Source organism: Halomonas sp. TA22, assembly GCF_013009075.1.
GTDB lineage: Bacteria > Pseudomonadota > Gammaproteobacteria > Pseudomonadales > Halomonadaceae > TA22.
Genome location: NZ_CP053108.1, coordinates 11,911 through 32,065, shown reverse-complemented (window position 1 = coordinate 32,065; position 20,155 = coordinate 11,911). Strand labels below are relative to the sequence as shown.

The window sequence follows — 20,155 nt, the reverse complement described above, 5'->3', positions numbered from 1 at the left end:
ATGCGTCTTGGCTTGATCGGTAAGGCCATCATGAACTCAAGCTCGCCCGACCTGCACGTGCGGCTCGGCAAGCTCACCGGCATTCCCGCCACCTACGACTTGTTCGATGCCAACGAACAGCCCATCGAGTCACTGGAAAGCCAGGTGCGCAAAGTGATCAGTGAGGGGTATCGCGGCGTCAATGTCACCTTCCCCTGGAAGGAGGAGGCGGTGAAGCTCGCCGATCGTCCCTCCGAAGGGGCGCGCATGGTTGGCGCCGCCAATACCCTGGTGTTCGAACGTGATGGCATCGTCGCCGAGAATACCGACTATACCGGCTTCATGAGTGGGTTTCGTGCCACGTTCGGCGAGCGCCAGCCCGGATGTGTGCTGCTGATCGGCACCGGCGGCGTGGGCAAGGCGGCAGCCTTTGGCCTCGGCAAGCTGGGGGCCGACGAGGTGATCCTGATGGATCTCGATGAGACCAAGTCGCGACAGCTCGCCGATGAACTCAAGGCGCAAGGGTTCAAGGCCTCGGCCATTTCCCACGCTCAACTGGCCGAGACCATTCCCACGTGCGACGGTCTGGTCAACTGCACGCCGATCGGGCATGAGAAAAGCCCCGGCTGTCCGCTGCCCAAGGCGCTGATCCAGTCACACCACTGGATATTCGATGCCGTCTACGTGCCGGCAGTGACCGAGTTCGTCGCCGCCGCCAAGGCGGCAGGGGCGAGCGTGATGAGCGGCGTCAGCCTGTTCGTGTTCCAGGGCGTGGACGCCTTCAAGCTGTTCTGCGAGGATGCCGACAAGCGCGCTGCGGCAGAGCAACAGTCGGCGACGCTGTTTGCCCACTACAAGCGCGAACTGCTCAAGGAGAACGACGCATGAGTTCAGGCAAGGTGCTGGTGCTGCATGGCCCCAACCTCAACCTGCTGGGCACGCGCCAGCCGGAAATCTACGGCTACGAGACGCTCAATGACATCAACAACAGCCTCTACGAGAAAGCGGCGATCAATGGCTGGGACATCACATCGCGGCAGAGCAACCATGAGGGTGAGCTGATCGACGCCATTCATGCCGCGCGTCTCGACGGCACCGTGGCGATCATCATCAACCCCGCGGCCTATACCCACACCTCGGTGGCGATCCTCGACGCACTCAACGCCTTTGAGGGCAAGGTGATAGAAGTGCATCTCTCCAACGTGCACAAGCGCGAGAGCTTTCGCCATCACTCCTACGTCTCGCTGCGTGCCGATGGCGTGATCGCCGGGCTTGGCAGCCAAGGCTACCAAGCCGCACTGGATGCCGTGATAAAGGCGAGCCGATAATCGTCAGTCCGCTATCCGAAGGCCCTCCTCGCGAGGGCCTTTGTCGTTCATGAAGCCGCTCAAGGGGCGTGCTTGCGGGTCGCCAGGAAGATTCCCGCAGCGATGATCAGTACGGCGCCCAGGTAGGTCGTGAGTTGCGGCGCATCGCCGAACACCAGGTAGCCGGCGGCCGACGCCCAGACGATCTGCAGATAGAGAAACGGCGAGACCAGCGAGGCCGGCGCGCAGCGCATCGCCATGATCAGCGCCAGTTGGCTGACCGCGCCCAGCACGCCCACGGCCAGGAACAGTGGCGCATCGCCGAGGGCAATGGGCGTCCAGAACCAGGGTACGACGGCGCAGCTCACCAGAGCGCCGGCCAGGCCTGCGTAGAACAGCGAGGTGAGCGGGTGGTCGGCACGCCCGAAGCGTCGCGTGCAGAGTTGGTAGAGGGCGAAGCACAGGGCCATGCCGAACGGCAGCAACGCGGCGGGCTGGGCTCGCCAGTCGATCGGCCCCACGGCGATGATGACGCCGACGAAACCGATCGCCACGGCCATGCCCCGGGCCGGGCTGACCCGCTCCTTGAGCAGGGGAATGGCCAGCAGGGTGACCAGCAGGGGAGCACTGAAATTGACCACATAGACCTGCAGCAGCGGCAGGTCGCGCAGTGCCAGGTAGGCGAAGGTGCTGGCGGCGAACAGCAGCAAGCCCCGCAGCACCTGGCCGGCGAGCGACTCCGTTACCATCAGCGCACGACAGCGCGGCAGCCCTAGTGTGGCAAGATACCCCCCCAGCAGCACCATGTGCCCGGCATAGCGCGCCCAGACCACCTGCACCGGCGAATAGCCCTGGCCAAGCAGCTTGACGCCGGTATCGAGCATCACGAACAGAATCCCGGCGGCCAGCATGAAGGCAATGCCATGTAGCGGGCGGTCGCCGGGCAGCGGTGCGCTGAGGCTGGAGGGTGTCGCCATGAGGCTCCCGGTTAAGAAGTGAGGGAAGTGAGGTTTAACCCTAGCAGACTAACGATATGTCGACTAATGCGCTACTCCCACCAGACGCTGTGCCGCCTCTAGCGCTCGGCTGGCCCGCTGCAGGGCACTGACGCCGCGCTCGCGCAGCGCCTGGGTAGGGATCTCAAGGCTGTGGGGAATGTCGCGCGGCATTGCTGCCAGCATTGCGGTGAGGTCGATATCGCCCTGGCCGGGAAAGCAGCGGGCCTGGCGCGCCTGATGCAAGATCTCATCCATGTCGTCGGGTACCGGGCCCGCCACGTCGCACAGCTGCAGGTAGCGCAGCCAGGCGTGGGGCACCTCGGTGAGGTCTTCCAGGCGGCTGCGCGAGCGGTTGAAGTGGAAGGCATCGACCAGCAGGCAGGCGTTGTCGTGCCCCGCCTCGCGGGCTGCGGCGACCAGCTGCTGGACCTGGGGCAGGTCCTTGACGCCGGTCCAGGGCATGAACTCAAGGTGCGGATGCAGACCCAGCGGGCGGGCCAGCTCGCACAGCGCCATGAAGTTGTCGAGGGTGCGTACGGCATCGTCATCGTTGCCGGCCACCAGAACCTCGCTGGCGCCCAGCTCGGCGCCGACCTCCAGCACCCGCTGGAAGTCGCGAGTCACCTCGCTATTCGGCGTGAGGCGCAGAATCTCGATATCCACCACCTTGAGGCCGGTGTCGCTGAGGCGCTGGCGGGTCCGGCGCAGCAGGCCGGCATCGCTGGCCAGCGGATAGTGGTGCTCCTCCGACGTGGCGGGGATCAGCCGCAGGCCCACCCCGTCATAGCCGACACGGGCGGCGACCTCGACCATCTCCACGGGCGATAGCTCGAGCACGGTGAGAGCGGCGAGAGAAAACGGCGGGGTCATCGGTCAGGCCTCGCTGACAGGGATGTCTGGGCGGCGTGGCGCCCGGCGATAAAGCCGAAGGTCATGGCCGGGCCGAGATTGATGCCGCCAGCCGGGTAGTGGCCGCCCATGATGCTGGCCATGTCGCTGCCCGCCGCATAGAGGCCGACGATCGGCTGGCCCTGGGCATCCAGCACCTGGGCGTGCTCGTTGGTCCTTAGGCCGGCGAAGGTGCCGAAGCAGCCGGGCACCACCTTGACGGCGTAGAACGGCCCGCGCTCAAGGGGTGCCACGCAGGGATTGGGGCCGTGGGCCGGGTCGCCCTGCTTGCGGTTATAAGGGGTCGTGCCGCGGCCGAATTCGGGATCCTCGCCGTGTCGGGCTGATGCATTGTAGGCCGCCACGGTCCGCTCGAGTCCTGCGGGGTCGATACCGCATGCCTGGGCCAGCTCGGCAAGCGTTCGGCCGCGCTTGAGATAGCCCTTGCGGACCCAGTGCCGGAAGGGCAGCGGTGCCGGGCGGCTGATGCCGAGGCCGTAGCGGCGCTGGAAGCGGTGGCTGCAGATCAGCCAGGAGCAGACCTCCTCATCTTCCGGCACCGCCTTGAGCATGGCATCGATGTAGTCATAGTAGCCGCTGGCCTCGTTGACGAAGCGCTGGCCGTTGCTGAGCACGCCGATGATGCCGGGCTTGCCGCGGTCGATGATGTGGGGGAAGTGGCCGATCCGACCATCACGCCACGGCACCAGTGACACCGGTGCCCAGGCCACTGGCGAGTAGAGGCTGGTATCGACGCTGGCGCCGACGGCTTCGCCCAGGCGCAGGCCGTCGCCGCTGGCGGAGCTCGGCGGCAGCGGCCAGTGCTCCTCACCGGTGGGCGTGCGCGGGAAGAGCTCGCGGCGGCGCTCGACGTCCCAGGGGAAGCCGCCGGCGGCCAATACCACGCCACGCCGGGCGTTGAGGATCAGCTCGCCGTCCGAGGCTTCCACCACCACGCCGCTGACCCGCTCGCCATCATGGAGCAGCCGTTTCGCCGGCGAGGCCACGCGCAGCTCTACGCCCAGCGCGGCGGCGGATTTGGCTAGCCGGCCGATCAGCGCCACGCCGTTGACTAGCTGCATGGCGCGGCCGTAGCGGGCCAGGTCATACAGGTGGCGGCTGACGCGCCTGGCGACATGGATGAAGGAACTCAGCGAGCGGCTGACGTTGAGAAACGCTGCAAGGTCCGGCCCAGCCTGGATCGGCATGCCGATCCAGGCGGTCTCGGGCATGGTCCGGCGCAGCTTGGCCAGCGTCGCGCGGTCCAGCTCGCGGGCATCGAAGGGGGCGGCGATCACCGAGCGCCCGCCGGTGCCGGCGCCGGGGGTGTCGCCGTGGATATCGGCGATGGCGTTGCCGTCGGCAAACTGCAGGGCGGTATTGTCGTGAAAGAACGCGACCATCTGCGGCGCGGTGGCGAGGAAGGCGTCGATCTTGGCCGGATCATAACGTTCGCCCAGCTCATGGCGCAGATAGGTGCGTACCGTCTCAGGGTCCTCCTTGATGCCGGCGGCACGGGCCAGGGGATTGAGCGGGGCCCACATCCAGCCACCGGACCAAGCGGTGGCACCGCCCAGGGTCTCGGCCTTCTCCACCACTGCGACCTCTAGCCCCTGGTGGGCGGCGCTGACAGCGGCGGCAAGCCCGGCGGCGCCGGAGCCCACTACCACCAAATCAAAAGTGCATGTCTGCGTGGTCATGCCAAGCGTCTCCCAGTGCAGTAGGCGTCACGCATTGGCCGCTATCGGCTGCGCGTGCCACGGCATCGACCAATGCCAGGGTGCGCCCGGCATCCAGGGCGCTGACTCTGGGGGCAGAGGTGCCATGCGCGACATCGATGAAATGCTCCAGTTGGTGGTCCATTGCCCCGGCACCGATCACGTCAATAGCGAGTGAGGGCATGCTGATTTCATTTTTGGAACTTTGTTCTAATAAATTATGGCAGTCGCGCCATGTTTGCAAGCCGTACAGAAGTTCGCACTATAATTGACCGTTCTCTTCGATCAGGCGCAGTGCAGCCTCGACCGCTGTGTGATAGCCGAGCGGCCCCAACTCTGCAAGCTGCCGGGCGCCCTGCTCGGTGGGCGCTGGGTGGACCAGCTGGGCCCGGTGCGCCTAGCAAGACTCTATCTACTGCCTTATGCCCTCGCCATCCTGCCGGCGCTTGCCCTGGGTGGCGACGTCGCCATCTGGGCACTGTTCGTGGGAGCAGGGCTCGGCACGTGAAACCGGCCGGATACCCTAAACGACAAGCCCCGGCGCCTGTCGACGCCGAGTCTTGCCTTAAGTGCTTCCGCTCTTGCCGAGCTTTCGCGATCAGGGAATGAGCTTCTCGGCACGCAGGCGATCGAACAGGTCGAAGAACGCACCGCGGGTCTCGCGGAAATGGTCGAAACCGAAATCGCGTGACTTGGTGGTGTCGTTGACGCACTCCTGGTCGCGACCCAGGTCGGCATCGGTGTGCCACCAGGAGGCGAGCTTGGCGACGTCCGGCTCGACCAGATCATGCGTCTCGGCAATTTCACGCCAGGTCACGTCGACCCCGGACATCTGTGTTTCCAGCGGCTGGGGCGTGTCGGGGCAGTCCGCCACGTCGAGACCGAAGTATTCGCCGATCTCGCGCCACATGCGGCGCCAGCGAAAGACGTCACCGTTGACCGTGTTGAATGCCTGGTTTGCCGCCCCCGGCGTCGTCGCGGCCCACTCCATCTGGCGCGCCAGCACCAGCGCGTCGGTCATATCGGTCAGCGCGTTCCACTGAATCTGCGAGCCTGGGAACACGAAGGGCTTGCCGGTCGCCTTGCAGATCGATGCGTAGACGGCAAGCGTGGTGCCCATGTTCATGGCGTTGCCGCGGGCGTAGCCGATCACCGTATGCGGACGATGCACGTTCCAGGCAAAGCCTTGACGCTCAGCGGTTTCGAACAGGACATCCTCCAGCGCATAGTAGAAGTTGTCGCCGGGGACGCGAGGCTCGGATTCACGGAACGGCGTCTCGGTGCGCCCGCTGCCGTAGGCTTCGAACGAACCGAGATACTGCTTGGTTCCCGTGACCAGCGAGGCGTGCTGCAGATCGGCGTCACTGAGCGCCGCGAAGAGATTGCGCATCATGGCGCTGTTGGCCTCGACGTTGGCTTTCTCGTTGTCGCGACGGATCCAGGTGCAGTAGAAGACATGGGTGATCGGCAGGCCGGCCAGCGCCTCTCGGGTCGCCGACTCGTCAAGCAGATCCGCGGCAACCGGCATCACGCCGCTCTGCTCGGTCGCGCGGCGAGAAAGCCCGTAGACCGTCCAACCACTGGCCACCAGGTAGGACGCCAGATTGCCACCGGTAATCCCGGTGGCGCCGACGACCAGTGCGGTACCTTTGCGCATGTACTGTCTCCTTTCGTGAGTGCTGTCTGGCTCCCAAAGCGAGTAGCCGATGCAGGCATTCTGGTCACGCTCGTTCATTGCTACAATCGAAAAGAGTGCAAATCTTTATTGCATGAAACGCAACTCAAGGGATATCAGTTCGATGGACCTCAACGCCCTGCGCGTCTTCGAGCGGGTCGCCGCCACGGGAAGCTTCACTGCCGCCGGCCGCCACTTCCAGCGCGCCGTCTCCTCCATTTCCCGGCAGATTCGAGGGTTGGAAGAGGCCGTGGGCCAGCCGCTGCTCTATCGACATACCCGTGCCGTGACGCTCACCGAGGCGGGCTGGCGCTATTACGAGGAGGTCCGCGATATCCTGGAGCGGCTCGACTTCGCCACGGAGGCGCTGGCGCATCCAGACGCCGAGCCCAGCGGCATGCTGCGCATCAACGCGCCGGTGGCTTTCGGCCAGCGCCAGATCGTGCCACTGCTGCACCGCTTTCAGTGTCGCTATCCCTCGCTCAAGACCGAACTGCAGCTTGACGACCGCGTGATCGATCCGGTTCGCGAAGGGCACGACGTCACCTTCCGCGTGGGGGATCTCCCGGATTCGTCGCTGGTTGCGCGCCGCCTGGCGCCGATGAACTACGTCACCGCCGCGGCGCCGAGCTATCTTCAGGCGCATGGCGAGCCCGAGTCGCCGCAGGCGCTCGCCAATCACAACTGTCTACTCTATCAGGGCGAGATGGGCCGCCAGCGCTGGTACTTTCAGGCACCGGATCAATCCAGTGCCACGCCTTTCGAGGTCTCCGGCAATCTCTATAGCAACGATGCCTTAAGCCTGGCCCAGGCCGCCCTGCTGGGTCAGGGGCTGGTGATGTTTCCGACCTGGCTGATTGCCGACGAGCTTGAGTCCGGCGCGCTGGTCGCGCTGCTCGAATCCTGGCGTTGCGAGGTCATGCCGGGGCGCCGCGACATCCACGTGCTGACCACCGAACGGCGTCTTCGCTCACGCAAGGTCCGCGCGTTTCTCGACTACCTGTTCGAGTCGCTGGATCCTGTTCCGCCCTGGGATCGCTGGCGAGAGGCGCTGCCGGAGTAATCCGGATTCGAGGAAAGCAACGGGGCTCAGCCTGGCAGCAGGCGGGCAAGGCTCATCAGCCAGATTGCCAGGCTCAGGGAAAAGAAGGAGCCCAGCGTGGCGACCATCAGTGCGGCGGCGCTGATCTCACCGACGCCGTAACGCTGGCCGAACAGTGGATAGACGCTGATCATCGGAGCGCAGGCGAAGAGCAGCGCACCGGCCATCAGCAGCGGGTCCATCGGCGGCAGTATCAGCAGCATTGCAAGCACGGCCAGCGGATGGAGGATCAGCTTACCGATGACGATCAAGCCGACATCGCTTGCCATGCCGCGTGTCTTCAAGCCATACAGCGAGCCACCGATGACGAACAGCGCGGCCGGGGCCGCGGCGGTGGCCAGCATGCCGATGGTCTGGGCGATCGGCCCGGGCAGGCTCAGATCGCTCAACGACAGGCCTACCCCGACCAGCAGGCCGAGAATGATCGGGTTCCTGGCCAGCCGTGAGGCGGTTTGCTGCAGCGTGGCACGCAGTGTGGCACCGCGCTGACTGCCAAGCTCGGCAAGGATCAGCGCGGCGGGAATGATCAACAGGTTCTCGACCAGCATGTTCAAGGCAAGGAAGATGGCCGCCGGTGAGCCAAGCACCATGAAGGCCACCGGGTAGCCGACGAAGCCGCTATTGGAGGCGGCCATGCCCAGGGCATACAGCGCGCCGGCATTGAGTGGCTTGCGCTGCCAGCGAGTGATGGCCAGGGCCAGCAGGAAGACCGCCAGCGAGCCCAGGCCATAGGCGAGCAGATAGCCAAGGTGCATGACCTCATCCAGCGGGTGCTCGCTCAGGGCGCGTATGACCAGGGCGGGGAGCGCGAAATACATCACGAAGCTGCCGACGCCTTGCAGCTGCTCGCGGGTGGTGAGGCGCAGGCGCATCGCCAGGTAGCCCAGGCCGATCAACAGAAAGATTGGCGTGGTAATGCCGAGAATCTCTAGCAACCGAGCCTCCTTGCGATGTAGCGGGCAGCGATCATGGCCGACTCACGAGAAGACCTTCGATGCCTGGCTGGTCTGGGAGAGTTCCGCCGCGGCATTGAGCAATAGCGGCGCCAGGGTGTGCATCTGCGTCTTGGTGAGGCGCACGCTGGGGCCGGCGATGCTCAATACACCGATGACATGCCCATCGCGTGGATGGCGCACGACAGCCGCCAGCGCCGAGGTGCCTGCCGCGGCATTGTCCACCTGCCAGCTGTAGCCGTTGGTCCGGGCCTGCTCGAGACGCTCGAGCAGCTCGGCATGGCTGCGTACGGCATTGGGCCCATAGTCATCGGGATTGCCGACACCCTGCGCCTCGACCAGGTCGATGGCCTCTTCATCGCTTAGGCTTGCCAGCCAGGCATGGCCCGATGCGGTGTAGTTGAGCGGTGCCTCGCGCCCCATGTCGGGGTCGTAGCGCAGTCCGCTGCGCGCGCCCTGTGCCTTGGCGATCCAGATCTGCCGGTTACCTTCGATGACGCCCAGGCGGACCATCTCGCCGCTTTCGGCTGCGAGGTGGTCGAGGATCGGCTGGACGATGTCGCTGGTCCCGCTGATCGCCATGTAGTGAAAGCCCATGGCCATCAGCCGAGTGGAGAGCAGATAGTAGTGACTGGCGGGATCCTGACGCACGTAACCCAAGCGAATCAGCTCGTTGCAGATACGGTGTGCGGCACTTTTGGGGATCTCCAGACGCTCGGCGATGCTCTGCAGCGGTAGCCCGCGGGCATCGCTGGAGAGCGCTTCCAGAACGCCGAGAGTGCGCTCGATCAAGCTGCGAGCCATGGTAAAATCCTGTGCTGAGAGTGGTAGGACGCACCGGCAAGGAGTCTTCTCACCGGCCAGGTCAACTGATATGCGTGCGGATCAGCTGCGCCTTCTGCTGAAGCAGCGGCAGGAAGCTGCCGGTCAGGGTGTCGAGGTCGATACGCGCGGCATTGGTGCTGATATTGATCGCGCCAAGCAGCCTTCCGTTGGCATCGAAGGCGGGCACCGCCAGCGATCGCAGCCCGGAGTCGAGTTCCTGATCGGAGATCGCGTAGCCCTGCTTGCGCACCTTGAGGATGCACTTGTGCAGCGCCTGCTTGTCGGCCACGGTCTTGTCGGTATAGCGCTCCAGAACCACGCGCTCGAGGTAGGCGTCGAGTTCTGCATCGGTGAGCTGTGCCAGCAATACCCGCCCCATGGAGGTGTGCGCCGCTGGCAGGCGGGTGCCGACCGATAGGGAGATCGCCATCAGCCGGTGACTCGCCGCCGAGCGCGCCACATAGATCACATCGTCGCCATCGAGCACGCCGAGCGACGAGGATTCGCCGATCTCGGCAGTGATGTCCTCGAGATACTGCTGGATCACGCTGCGGTAGTTGTTGGCCGAGAGGAAGGCGTAACCGAGTTGCAGCACCTTGGGGGCCAGCTCGAAGTGGCGGTTCTGCTTGCGTACATAGCCCAAGGCATGCAACGTCAGCAGAAAACGCCTGGCCCGGGCGCGGTTCATGCCGGTACGGGTGGCTACCTCGCTCAGCGTCATGCGCGGGTTGGCGCCATCGAAGGCCAGGATCACCTCAAGGCCGCTCGCCAGGGCGGTGACGAAGTCGCGATCATCCGGGCTCAGTGTCTCTTCCTGCACGGGGACTTCCATTGAGTCTTTATCCTTGCCGAGTTGCATCTCTGAATGCGTAGAATCTAGCATAATGTTCGAAGTGCGAACAATTGTGCGACTTAAGACGAAGGCCTTACCGGCCATAGGGAGATTCCGCGATGCCTGCCGAGCTTATCCAGTACCCCTTCATGAGCCAGGGGGGGCTTGCCGAATGTAACGCCGAAGCGATGGTCGAGGCGATGCTGAATTTCGAGTTGGGCCTTGCCGAGGTACAGGAAGCTCGCGGCGCGCTGCCTGAGGGCGTCAGCCTGCGCATGGCCGAGTACCTGCGTGGCCATGCGTTCGATATCGATGCCATCGCGCACGGCATCGCCAGTGGCGGCAATGCCGCCATCCCCTTCGTCAAGCAGGGCCGTGCGGCGCTACCCGACGAGCTCAAGCGCTACTGGCATCAGGGGGCGACCAGTCAGGACGTGGTCGACAGCGCGCTGATGCTGCTGCTCAAGCCGCGCCTGGCGACGCTCGACGCGCTGGCCGGACGCTGTCGCCAGGCGGCGGTGACTCTCATGCAGACCCACGCCGGCACCGTGATGGTGGGGCGCACCCTGATGCAGCAGGCGCTGCCGACCACCTTCGGCGTCAAGGTGGCGCAGTGGGCGTTGGGGCTCGAGCAGGCACGTCGACGTCTCGCGCCACTCAAGCTCTCCGGCCTGCCGGTACAGTTTGGTGGCGCCGTGGGGGTGCACTCTGGTTGGGACGAGCTGGGGCTCGAGTTCATGGACGACCTGGCCGAACGTCTCGAGCTGGCCTCCCCAGTGCTGCCCTGGCACACCGATCGGCAGCCCATCCATGCACTGATGACGGCGCTGGACGCCATGGCTGGTGCCACTGAAAAACTGGCGCTGGACCTCTCGCTGCTGACCCAGACGGAGGTCGGTGAGGTCGCCGAGCCCGGCGGCGAGGGCATGGGCGAGTCCTCCTCGATGCCCCATAAACGTAACCCGGTGCGCTGCGCGCTGATCCGGGGCGCCTGTCGCCAGATCCATGGCCACACCACGGTGATCCTCAACGCCGCCGCCCAGCCGCTGGAGCGTGGCCTGGGGGAATGGCATGCCGAGTGGGCGCCGCTCGTCGATAGCGTCCTGCTGCTCGAGGGGGCGCTCGAGCAGGCGGCGGTACTGCTCGAGGGACTTGAAGTCAATCCCGACGCCATGCGCCGTAACCTGGACATCACCGGCGGAGCGATCATGGCCGAGCCGGTATCGCGGCTGCTGGCACCCATCGTCGGGCAGGACGCCGCCAAGCGCATCAGCGCCGAGGCTGCCGAGACGGCACGCCTCGAGCGTCGGCCCTATGCCGAAGTACTGGCGGGACATGCGGAGTTGAAGGGGAGAGTCGAGCCCAGCGCATTGGAGCAGGCATCGGAGCCCGCCTTATACATTGGTAGTGCCAGGCAGCAGGTGGAGCGTGCCGAGGCGTGGCTGATAGGCGGCTAAGTGATTGTTATTAAAATCTGTCTTTGGTATGCCAAGAGGGGAGCGCAATGCGCTCCTTTTTTTCTTGGTTTGACGAGCCGTTGTGCGCGAATTACTGTTGTTCGTATCACAAACCTATGTTCACATGACGAACAAATGGTAAGACACATGCAACAGGAGAGGCAGACCGATGGCCGAGTTCCTCAGCCTGCATGACGCAGTGGCGCGCTACGTCGAAGACGGCGCCACCGTGGCCATGGAAGGCTTTACCCACCTGATCCCCTTTGCGGCGGGTCATGAAGTGATCCGCCAGGGCAAGCGCGACCTGACGCTGATTCGCATGACGCCTGACTTGATCTACGACCAGATGATCGGCGCCGGCTGCGCCAGCAAGCTGATCTTCTCGTGGGGCGGCAACCCGGGCGTGGGTTCGCTGCACCGCCTGCGCGATGCCGTCGAGAAGGGCTGGCCGCACAAGATCGAGATTCTCGAGCACAGCCACGCAACCATGGCCTGCGCCTTCGAGGCCGGTGCCGCCGGCCTGCCGCTGGCCGTGCTGCGCGGCTACGTGGGCAGCGACCTGCCCAAGGTCAACGATCAGATCAAGTTCATCGAGTGCCCCTTCACCGGCGAGCGTCTCGCTGCGGTGCCCTCGATCCGTCCCGATGTCAGCATCATCCACGCCCAGAAGGCCGACCGCGCCGGCAACGTGCTGGTGGAGGGCATCGTGGGCGTGCAGAAGGAGGCGGTGCTGGCCGCCAGGCACAGCATCGTCACCGTCGAGGAGATCGTCGACGACCTGACCACGCAGCAGGACTACCACCCCAATGCCTGCGTGATCCCCGGCTGGGCGATCAGCGCCGTGGCGGTGGCCGAGAAGGGCGCCTTCCCCTCCTACACGCACGGCTACTACCCGCGCAGCAACCGCTTCTACAAGGAGTGGGACACCATCGCCCGGGATCGCGAGGCCTTCAATGCCTGGCTCGACAAGAACGTCTACAACGCAGGAGGCGCCGCCTGATGAGCACCGACTACACTTCCTCGGAGATGATGACCGTCACCGCCGCCCGCGCGCTGGAGAACGGCATGACCTGCTTTGTCGGCATCGGCCTGCCCTCGGAGGCCGCCAACCTGGCGCGCCTGACCCATGCCCCCGAGGTAGTGCTGATCTACGAGTCCGGCACCCTGCAGACCAAGCCCGACGTGCTGCCGCTCTCCATCGGCGACGGCGAGCTGTGCGAATCGGCGCTGACCACCGTCTCGGTTCCGGAGATGTTTCGCTACTGGCTACAGGGCGGCAAGGTCAGCGTGGGATTCCTGGGCACCGCCCAGATCGACCGCTACGCTAACCTCAATACCACCCTGATCGGCGATTACGAATCGCCCAAGGTGCGCCTGCCGGGCGGTGGCGGGGCGCCTGAGATCGCCACCAATGCCGGTGAGGTGTTCATCACCCTCAAGCACTCCAAGCGCACCTTCGTGAAGGATGTCGACTTCATCACCACTCTGGGTTTCGGCCGTGACGGCAAGGGCCGCGATGGCGTGCCCAACATCGGTCGCGGGCCGACCCGGGTGATCACCGATCTGTGCGTGATGAAACCCGATCCCGAGACCCGGGAGCTCGTCGTGACCTCGCTGCATCCGGGGGTCACCCTCGAGCAGGTACAGGAAGCCACCGGCTGGGAGATCCGCTTTGCCGAGTCGCTCGAAAGCACGCCGGAGCCCAACGCTCGGGAGCTTGAGGTGCTGCGTGAATTGAAAGCACGCACCGATCGCCACCACGCCGGTGAATAAGGGAGAAGCGCAATGAACGATGTCTATCTGTGTCATCCGGTCCGCTCGGCGATCGGCAAATTCGGCGGTGCGCTCTCGAGCATGCGCCCCGACGATCTCGCCGCGCGCATCTTCGAAGCGCTACTGGCGCGCACGCCGGATCTCGACCCGGCGGCCATCGATGACGTGATCATGGGCTGCGCCAACCAGGCCGGCGAGGACAACCGCAACGTGGCGCGCATGGCGCTGCTGCTGGCGGGCCTGCCGACCAGCGTGCCGGGCACCACCATCAACCGCCTGTGCGGCTCGAGTATGGACGCCATCGGTACGGCGGCGCGTGCCGTGCGTGCAGGCGAAGCCGAGCTGATGATCGCCGGCGGTGTGGAGTCGATGTCGCGGGCACCCTATGTACTGGGCAAGGCCGGCACGGCGTTTTCACGCACCCAGACCATGGAAGACACCACCATCGGCTGGCGCTTCATCAACCCGCTATTGCGCGAGCGCTACGGGGTCGACTCGATGCCGGAAACCGCCGAGAACGTCGCCGAGCAGTTCAAGATTTCCCGCGAGGATCAGGACCAGTTCGCCTACGACTCGCAGGTCAAGACCAAGCGTGCTCAACAGAGCGGCCGCCTGGCCCGTGAGATCGTGCCGATCGAGATTCCGCGCCGCAAGCAGGAGCCGCTGGTCTTCGATATCGACGAGCATCCCCGCGAGACCACTCTGGAGAAGCTCTCAAGCCTACCCACGCCGTTCCGCGCCGCCGGTTCCAGCGTGATGGGCTCGGTTACCGCAGGCAACGCCTCCGGCGTCAACGACGGTGGGGCGGCGATGATCGTCGCAAGCGAAGCAGCGGTGAAGCGCTACAACCTCACCCCGATGGCACGCATCCACGGCATGGCCACCGCCGGCGTCGAGCCACGCATCATGGGCATCGGCCCCGTGCCGGCCTCGCAGAAGCTGCTAAAGCGTCTTGGCATGAGCGTTGACCAGCTCGACCATATCGAGCTCAACGAGGCGTTTGCTGCCCAGGCACTGGCCTGCCTGCGCGAACTCGGCATCAAGGACGACGACCCGCGCGTCAATCCCAACGGTGGCGCCATCGCGCTGGGGCACCCGCTCGGCATGTCCGGAGCGCGCATCATCACCAGCGCCATGCATGAACTCGAGATCAAGCAGGGGCGCTACGCACTGTGCACCATGTGCATCGGCGTGGGGCAGGGGATCGCGACGCTGATCGAGCGCGTCTGACGGAGGGCTTTATGGCATTTATCGAATACAACGGTCGCAGCGTCGCCTATCGTCTGCTGGGCGCCGAGGCGTTGCCGCTGGTCGTGCTGGCCCATCCCTTGGGTATGACCCAGGCGGTATGGGACGACATCCTGTCGGCGCTGCTGCCGCGCTATCGTGTACTGACCTGGGACCTGCCCGGCCACGGCGCTAGCCAGGCCTGGCCAGTGGAGGGCGGCGAGATCACTCCCGCTACACTCGCCCATGAGGCGCTGGCACTGGCCGATCAGGCCGGGGCGTCGCGCTTTCACTTCGTCGGCACCTCGATCGGCGGGGTGGTCGGCCAGCACCTGATCGCCGAGCATGCCGAGCGCCTCTACTCGGCGACGTTGACCAATACCGGGGCGGTGATCGGCAACGCCGATCTGTGGACGACCCGTGCCGGGCGCGTGCGCAGCGAAGGGCTTGCGGCAATGGCCGGCGAGATCGTGCCGCGCTGGTTCGCCCCCGCGCTGATCGAGGCGCAGCCGGCGCTGGCGGCGGGCTGGAAGGTGCAGATGGCGCGCACCGACGGAGAATCCTACGCGCGGCTGTGCGAGATGCTCGGCACGACCGATTTTTGCGGCAAGCTCAAGGCGTCGTTGGCTCAGCACCCGGACGTCAAGGTGCACCTGCTGGGCGGCAGCGAGGACCTGGCCACGCCGCCGGATACCCTGGCCGCCCTTGCCAAGGAGTGCAACGGCGCACCGCTGGAGATTCTCGAGGGGATCGCCCACGTGCCCTCGGTGGAAGCTCCCCAGGCGCTGGCCAAGCGCCTGCTGCTGTGGATGACCAAGGATGGAGTGGCGGTCGGCGAGCAAGGGGTGAGCTACGCCGAAGGCCTCGAGACGCGCAAGCAGGTACTTGGCGAAGAGCATGTCGAGCGTGCCTCGAAGTCTGCCACCAGCCTGGATGCGCCCTTCCAGCAGATGATCACCCGCCTGGCGTGGGGCGAGCTGTGGAGCAACGACGACCTGACTCGCCGTGAGCGCAGCATGATCACCACCGCCGTCCTGGCAGCGCTGGGTCGCGAGGAGCTCGAGCTGCACCTCAAGACCGCCAAGCGCATCGGGCTTTCCGAGGCCGAATTGCGTCAGGTGCTGATGCATGTTGCTATCTATGGAGGCGTTCCCGCAGCCAATCACGCCTTCGCACTAGCCAAGAAGCTCGGCTGGGGAGAGTGAAAGATCGTTCTGGGATGGATTGAATAACGCAACATCAATAATAAGCCACTCAAGGAGAGGAAATCGTCATGACGCCAGTTCAGTTATTGATCGGGGGGCAGGAGTGCCCGGCGACGGGCAATGCAACGGCCATACGCTACAACCCGTTCAGTGGTGAGGCCGTGACCGAAGCGGCAGCGGCAACCGTTGAAGATGCCAACCGGGCTGCCGAAGCCGCCCACAAGGCCTTCGCCGCCTGGTCGCAGACCGGCCCGGGCGAGCGTCGCGCCAAGCTGCTCAAGGCCGCCGAGTTGATGGAGTCGCGTCAGCAGGAGTTCATCGACTCGATGGTCGACGAGACCGGCGCCACGCTGGGCTGGGCCGGCTTCAACGTGATGGTGGCAGCCGGCCTGCTGCGCGAGTCGGCGTCGCTGACGACCCAGATCCAAGGCGACATCATCCCCTCCAACGTACCCCACAGCCTGGCCATGGGGGTGCGCGTACCGTGCGGGGTGGTGGTGGGTATCGCCCCATGGAACGCCCCGATCATCCTTGGCACCCGAGCCATCGCCGGGCCGCTGGCATGTGGCAATAGTGTGATTCTCAAGGCCTCGGAGATGTGTCCCAACACCCATGGCCTGATTGGCCGCGTGTTGATCGAGGCGGGTCTTGGCGATGGCATCGTCAATGTGATCCACAACGGCCCCGACAATGCCCCTGAGGTAGTGGCGGCGCTGGTCGAGCATCCCGCGGTACGGCGTATCAACTTCACCGGCTCCACCACGGTAGGGCGGATCATCGCCGAGAAGGCCGCCACGCAGCTCAAGCCGGTGCTGCTCGAGCTCGGCGGCAAGGCACCGTTCCTGGTGCTCGACGATGCCGATATCGACGCTGCAGTAGAAGCGGCCGCCTTCGGCGCCTTCTTCAACCAGGGCCAGATCTGCATGTCCACCGAGCGGCTGATCGTCGATGCGTCGGTGGCTGACGAGTTCGCCGAGAAGCTCGCCGTCAAGGCCAGCACACTCAAGGCCGGCAACCCACGCGAGCAGGACAATGCGCTGGGCACGCTGGTCAATCGCGAATCCGGCGAGAAGCTCAGTGCACTGATCGACGATGCGCTGAGCAAGGGGGCGCGGCTCGCCTCGGGTGGCAAGGCCGATGGCATGGTGATGCAGGCGACTCTGATCGATGGCGTGACCGAGGAGATGCGCCTCTACCGCGAGGAGTCGTTCGGACCGGTGGTGGCGATGATTCGCGTCAACGGCGAGGAGGAGGCGATCCGTGTGGCCAACGACAGCGAATACGGGCTCTCCTCGGCGGTATTCACCCGCGACAGCGCGCGCGGCCTGCGCGTGGCCGGGCGTATCGAGGCGGGAATCTGCCATATCAACGCCCCCACCGTGCACGACGAGCCGCAGATGCCCTTCGGCGGCGTCAAGAATAGCGGCTACGGGCGCTTCGGCGGCAAGGCGGTGATCGACGAGTTCACCGAGCTGCGCTGGATGACGCTGCAGACCGGGCCGCGCCACTATCCCATTTAACGCACCACTGACCGATCTGACGCGACACGCGATATCGCGATTGAGATGAGCATGACACCGGGGGCCGATCCCTCCGGTGTTTTGCGTGTGCCATTTCTGCGTATGTCCTGCTAGGCGGTGGCCACCGCCTCGATGATGGTGTCGCAGAACCAGCGCTGGGAGGGCGAGCGGCAGGCCTGCGCCTGCCAGTAGAGGGCGACATCGAACTCGGGCACGGCGAAGGGCAGCTCGCACCACTCGAGGGGTGCCTCGGCGAAGGCGGTGGTGATCTGCCAGGGCAGAATTGCCAGCAGGTCGCTGCCGTGAAGGATGCGCGGCAGGATCGAGAAGTGCGAGACCTCGAGGCTGATCTTACGCGGCACCTCGAGGCGATTGAGCACCTCTTCTGCAAGTCCGTGACCCGACGATGAGGCGACCATGGCGTGCCGCCCTGCCGTGAAGCGCTCCATGGTCAATTTACCGTCACCGAAACGTGTGCGATCGAACAGGCAGACGTAGCGGTCCTTGAGAATGATGCGCCGCTCGATCCCCGGGGTATCGATAGGACGACTGCAGATCACTGCATTGACCGTGCCGCTGGTCAACCACTCCTCCGCCCTGGCGATCTCGAGCGGCACCACTTCCAGTTCGAGGCCCGGCGCCTGGGCATGTAGCCGGTGTAGGATCGCCGGCAGCAGCGACATCTCGCCGAGATCCGTCAGGGCCAGGCGGAAACGCCTCTGGCAGCTGGCCGGGTCGAAGTCGCGACCGCTCTCGATGGTAGCTTCCAGCTGCCGCAACGCATCGCGAAGCGACGGGTAGAGCTGGCGCGCAGTCATGGTCGGCTCCATGCCCTGGCGGGAGCGCACGAACAGGCGATCGTCGAACAGCTCGCGTAGCTTGCTCAACGCGTAGCTCACCGAGGGCTGGGTGACGAACAGGCGATCGGCGGTCAGCGTCACGCTGCGTGTCTCGAACAGCAGCACGAAGGCGCGCAGCAGATTGAGGTCGACATGCGCCATATAAGCCTCATCTATTTTTTATAGAGATAGTATTTATTTGATCGATTATAGCAGGGGCGACTAGCGTGTGGGCTAACCAGATACCACAAGGAACCCGCATGGCCAGCGTTCACGCCGTCACCTATTCGCTCCTGCGCCGCCAGGGAATGACCACCATCTTCGGCAACCCCGGCTCCAATGAGCTGCCTTTCCTTAAGGGGTTCCCCGAGGACTTCCGCTACATCCTCGGCCTCCATGAGGGGGTGGTGGCGGGTATGGCGGACGGTTATGCACTGGCCACGGGACACCCCGCCTTCGTCAACCTGCATGCCGCGGCGGGCACCGGCAATGCCATGGGGGCGCTGACCAACGCCTGGTACTCCCACTCGCCGCTGGTGATCACCGCCGGCCAGCAGGCGCGCTCGATGATCGGCGTCGAATCGATGCTGGCCAATGTCGATGCCCCGCAGCTGCCGAGGCCCTTGGTCAAGTGGAGCTATGAGCCGGCCTGCCCGGAGGACGTGCCGCGGGCGCTGAGCCAGGCGATCCACAGCGCCAGCCTGCCGCCGCGGGGGCCGGTCTATGTCTCGATTCCGCATGACGACTGGGATCGCGAGGCCGGGGAGGATGCCGAACTGGTGATCGAGCGCGAGATCGTGCACGCTGGCCTCCCCTCAGCGGCGCAACTCGAACGACTCGCCGAGCGCCTCAACGGCGCCTCGAGTCCGGTATTGGTGCTGGGGCCGGAGGTCGATGCGCGCGGTGCCAACGCCCTTGCCGTCGAGCTGGCCGAACGGCTGCGCATGCCGGTGTGGGTGGCGCCCTCGGCCTCGCGCTGCCCGTTCCCCAACCGTCACCCCTGTTTTCGCGGCGTGCTGCCGGCGGCGATCGCCGGAATCACCGCGCAGCTCGAGGGGCACGACCTGATCGTGGTGATCGGTGCACCGGTATTTCGCTACCACAAGTATGCGCCGGGACGTTACCTGCCGGCGGGGGCGCGCCTGGTGCACGTCACCGGCGATGCCAACGAGGCGGCCCGTGCGCCGATGGGCGACGCCCTGGTGGGTGATGTGCACGCCACGCTCGCCGCCCTGGTGCCGCAGATCGCACAGAGCGACCGAGCGATGCCCGAGACGTCGCCGAGGCCCGGTCCGGTGGAGGATGGCGAGGGGATGCTGGCCCCGGCCAATGTGTTCGAGACGCTCGATGCGCTGGCCCCGGAGGATGCCATCTACGTCAAGGAGTCCACTTCGACCGTGGAGATCTTCTGGGAGCGCGTCGAGATGCGTCATCCCGGCAGCTACTTCTTTCCGGCCGCCGGCGGGCTCGGCTTCGGCCTGCCGGCGGCGCTCGGCGTGCAGCTCGCGCAGCCCGGCCGCCAAGTGATCGGGGTGATCGGAGACGGCTCGGCCAACTATGCGATCACTGCGCTGTGGAGCGCCGCCCAGTACCGTATCCCGGCGATCCTGATCATCCTCAAGAACGGCACCTATGGTGCCCTGCGCGGCTTCGCCCGTCACATGGCGGTGGACGACGCGCCGGGGCTCGATGTGCCCGGCATGGACTTCTGCGCCCTGGCCCAAGGCTATGGCGTCGAGGCACGACTGGCCGATACCCGCGAGCGCCTGGAGGCCGCCCTGCGCGAGGGCCTCGAGAGTGATCGACCGCTGCTGATCGAGGTACCCACCCTGCAGACCTGAAGCGCAAGCAATGCTA

General features: G+C 65.4%; 20 protein-coding genes. 11 read left to right on the top strand and 9 right to left on the bottom strand.

The features are described from left to right. Entirely contained in the window at nucleotides 1-867 is an 867-nt protein-coding gene (locus HJD22_RS00160) for a shikimate dehydrogenase (protein WP_208653913.1), read from the top strand. Continuing rightward, nucleotides 864-1,307: a type II 3-dehydroquinate dehydratase gene (gene aroQ / locus HJD22_RS00155; protein ID WP_208653914.1), complete on the top strand. Its 444-nt coding sequence runs from the start codon at nucleotides 864-866 to the stop codon at nucleotides 1,305-1,307. Before HJD22_RS00160 ends, aroQ begins: the two co-directional genes overlap by 4 nt. Before the next feature lie 59 nt (nucleotides 1,308-1,366). Here aroQ and HJD22_RS00150 read toward each other — a convergent pair whose 3' ends face one another. The 4 genes from HJD22_RS00150 to HJD22_RS00135 all read right to left on the bottom strand — a co-directional run bounded on the left by HJD22_RS00150 (nucleotide 1,367) and on the right by HJD22_RS00135 (nucleotide 5,074). Beyond that, nucleotides 1,367-2,263, bottom strand: a complete 897-nt coding sequence (locus tag HJD22_RS00150) for a DMT family transporter (RefSeq protein ID WP_208653915.1) — start codon at nucleotides 2,261-2,263, stop codon at nucleotides 1,367-1,369. A 63-nt stretch (nucleotides 2,264-2,326) separates the two neighbouring features. Next, complete coding sequence (locus HJD22_RS00145) at nucleotides 2,327-3,154, bottom strand: sugar phosphate isomerase/epimerase (RefSeq protein ID WP_208653916.1); 828 nt, start codon at nucleotides 3,152-3,154, stop codon at nucleotides 2,327-2,329. Further along, nucleotides 3,151-4,872, bottom strand: a complete 1,722-nt coding sequence (locus HJD22_RS00140) for an FAD-dependent oxidoreductase (RefSeq protein ID WP_208653917.1) — start codon at nucleotides 4,870-4,872, stop codon at nucleotides 3,151-3,153. Before HJD22_RS00140 ends, HJD22_RS00145 begins: the two co-directional genes overlap by 4 nt. Further along, nucleotides 4,847-5,074, bottom strand: a complete 228-nt coding sequence (locus HJD22_RS00135) for a hypothetical protein (protein ID WP_208653918.1) — start codon at nucleotides 5,072-5,074, stop codon at nucleotides 4,847-4,849. Before HJD22_RS00135 ends, HJD22_RS00140 begins: the two co-directional genes overlap by 26 nt. Before the next feature lie 84 nt (nucleotides 5,075-5,158). Between HJD22_RS00135 and HJD22_RS00130 the strand changes: the two genes are divergently transcribed. After that, nucleotides 5,159-5,398, top strand: a complete 240-nt coding sequence (locus tag HJD22_RS00130) for a hypothetical protein (protein ID WP_248730032.1) — start codon at nucleotides 5,159-5,161, stop codon at nucleotides 5,396-5,398. Nucleotides 5,399-5,488: 90 nt separating this feature from the next. Here the strand turns inward: HJD22_RS00130 and HJD22_RS00125 are convergent, their stop codons facing one another. Next, on the bottom strand, nucleotides 5,489-6,547 hold the full coding sequence (locus tag HJD22_RS00125) for an SDR family oxidoreductase (RefSeq protein WP_208653919.1): 1,059 nt from the start codon (nucleotides 6,545-6,547) through the stop codon (nucleotides 5,489-5,491). Nucleotides 6,548-6,689: 142 nt separating this feature from the next. On the opposite strand from HJD22_RS00125, the gene HJD22_RS00120 reads away from it, so the two are divergent. Continuing rightward, on the top strand, nucleotides 6,690-7,628 hold the full coding sequence (locus HJD22_RS00120) for a LysR family transcriptional regulator (RefSeq protein WP_208653920.1): 939 nt from the start codon (nucleotides 6,690-6,692) through the stop codon (nucleotides 7,626-7,628). A 26-nt stretch (nucleotides 7,629-7,654) separates the two neighbouring features. On the opposite strand, the gene HJD22_RS00115 is transcribed toward HJD22_RS00120, so the two are convergent. From HJD22_RS00115 to HJD22_RS00105, 3 genes are all read right to left on the bottom strand, one after another. Continuing rightward, nucleotides 7,655-8,602, bottom strand: a complete 948-nt coding sequence (locus HJD22_RS00115) for an AEC family transporter (protein ID WP_208653921.1) — start codon at nucleotides 8,600-8,602, stop codon at nucleotides 7,655-7,657. A gap of 42 nt (nucleotides 8,603-8,644) precedes the next feature. After that, nucleotides 8,645-9,424 (bottom strand): IclR family transcriptional regulator, encoded by a 780-nt coding sequence (locus HJD22_RS00110; RefSeq protein ID WP_208653922.1) that lies wholly within the window; start codon nucleotides 9,422-9,424, stop codon nucleotides 8,645-8,647. 61 nt (nucleotides 9,425-9,485) lie between these two features. Continuing rightward, nucleotides 9,486-10,277 (bottom strand): IclR family transcriptional regulator C-terminal domain-containing protein, encoded by a 792-nt coding sequence (locus tag HJD22_RS00105; RefSeq protein WP_208653923.1) that lies wholly within the window; start codon nucleotides 10,275-10,277, stop codon nucleotides 9,486-9,488. Nucleotides 10,278-10,396: 119 nt separating this feature from the next. Between HJD22_RS00105 and HJD22_RS00100 the strand changes: the two genes are divergently transcribed. From HJD22_RS00100 to HJD22_RS00075, 6 genes are all read left to right on the top strand, one after another. Continuing rightward, complete coding sequence (locus tag HJD22_RS00100; RefSeq protein WP_208653924.1) at nucleotides 10,397-11,734, top strand: adenylosuccinate lyase family protein; 1,338 nt, start codon at nucleotides 10,397-10,399, stop codon at nucleotides 11,732-11,734. A gap of 169 nt (nucleotides 11,735-11,903) precedes the next feature. Further along, nucleotides 11,904-12,734 carry a CoA transferase subunit A gene (locus tag HJD22_RS00095; protein ID WP_208653925.1) on the top strand — a complete coding sequence of 277 codons (831 nt, stop codon included), beginning with the start codon at nucleotides 11,904-11,906 and terminating at the stop codon, nucleotides 12,732-12,734. Next, complete coding sequence (locus HJD22_RS00090; protein WP_208653926.1) at nucleotides 12,734-13,507, top strand: CoA-transferase subunit beta; 774 nt, start codon at nucleotides 12,734-12,736, stop codon at nucleotides 13,505-13,507. Before HJD22_RS00095 ends, HJD22_RS00090 begins: the two co-directional genes overlap by 1 nt. A 12-nt stretch (nucleotides 13,508-13,519) precedes the next feature. Next, a complete protein-coding gene (gene pcaF, locus HJD22_RS00085) occupies nucleotides 13,520-14,737 on the top strand; it encodes a 3-oxoadipyl-CoA thiolase (protein WP_208653927.1) in 1,218 nt (405 codons plus the stop codon). Nucleotides 14,738-14,748: 11 nt separating this feature from the next. Beyond that, nucleotides 14,749-15,939: an alpha/beta fold hydrolase gene (locus HJD22_RS00080; protein ID WP_208653928.1), complete on the top strand. Its 1,191-nt coding sequence runs from the start codon at nucleotides 14,749-14,751 to the stop codon at nucleotides 15,937-15,939. Between the two features lie 68 nt (nucleotides 15,940-16,007). Next, complete coding sequence (locus HJD22_RS00075; protein ID WP_208653929.1) at nucleotides 16,008-17,459, top strand: aldehyde dehydrogenase; 1,452 nt, start codon at nucleotides 16,008-16,010, stop codon at nucleotides 17,457-17,459. Nucleotides 17,460-17,569: 110 nt separating this feature from the next. Here the strand turns inward: HJD22_RS00075 and HJD22_RS00070 are convergent, their stop codons facing one another. Beyond that, nucleotides 17,570-18,460 (bottom strand): LysR family transcriptional regulator, encoded by an 891-nt coding sequence (locus tag HJD22_RS00070; protein ID WP_208653930.1) that lies wholly within the window; start codon nucleotides 18,458-18,460, stop codon nucleotides 17,570-17,572. 98 nt (nucleotides 18,461-18,558) lie between these two features. Between HJD22_RS00070 and mdlC the strand changes: the two genes are divergently transcribed. Beyond that, on the top strand, nucleotides 18,559-20,139 hold the full coding sequence (gene mdlC, locus HJD22_RS00065; RefSeq protein ID WP_208653931.1) for a benzoylformate decarboxylase: 1,581 nt from the start codon (nucleotides 18,559-18,561) through the stop codon (nucleotides 20,137-20,139). Nucleotides 20,140-20,155: the final 16 nt, after the last annotated feature.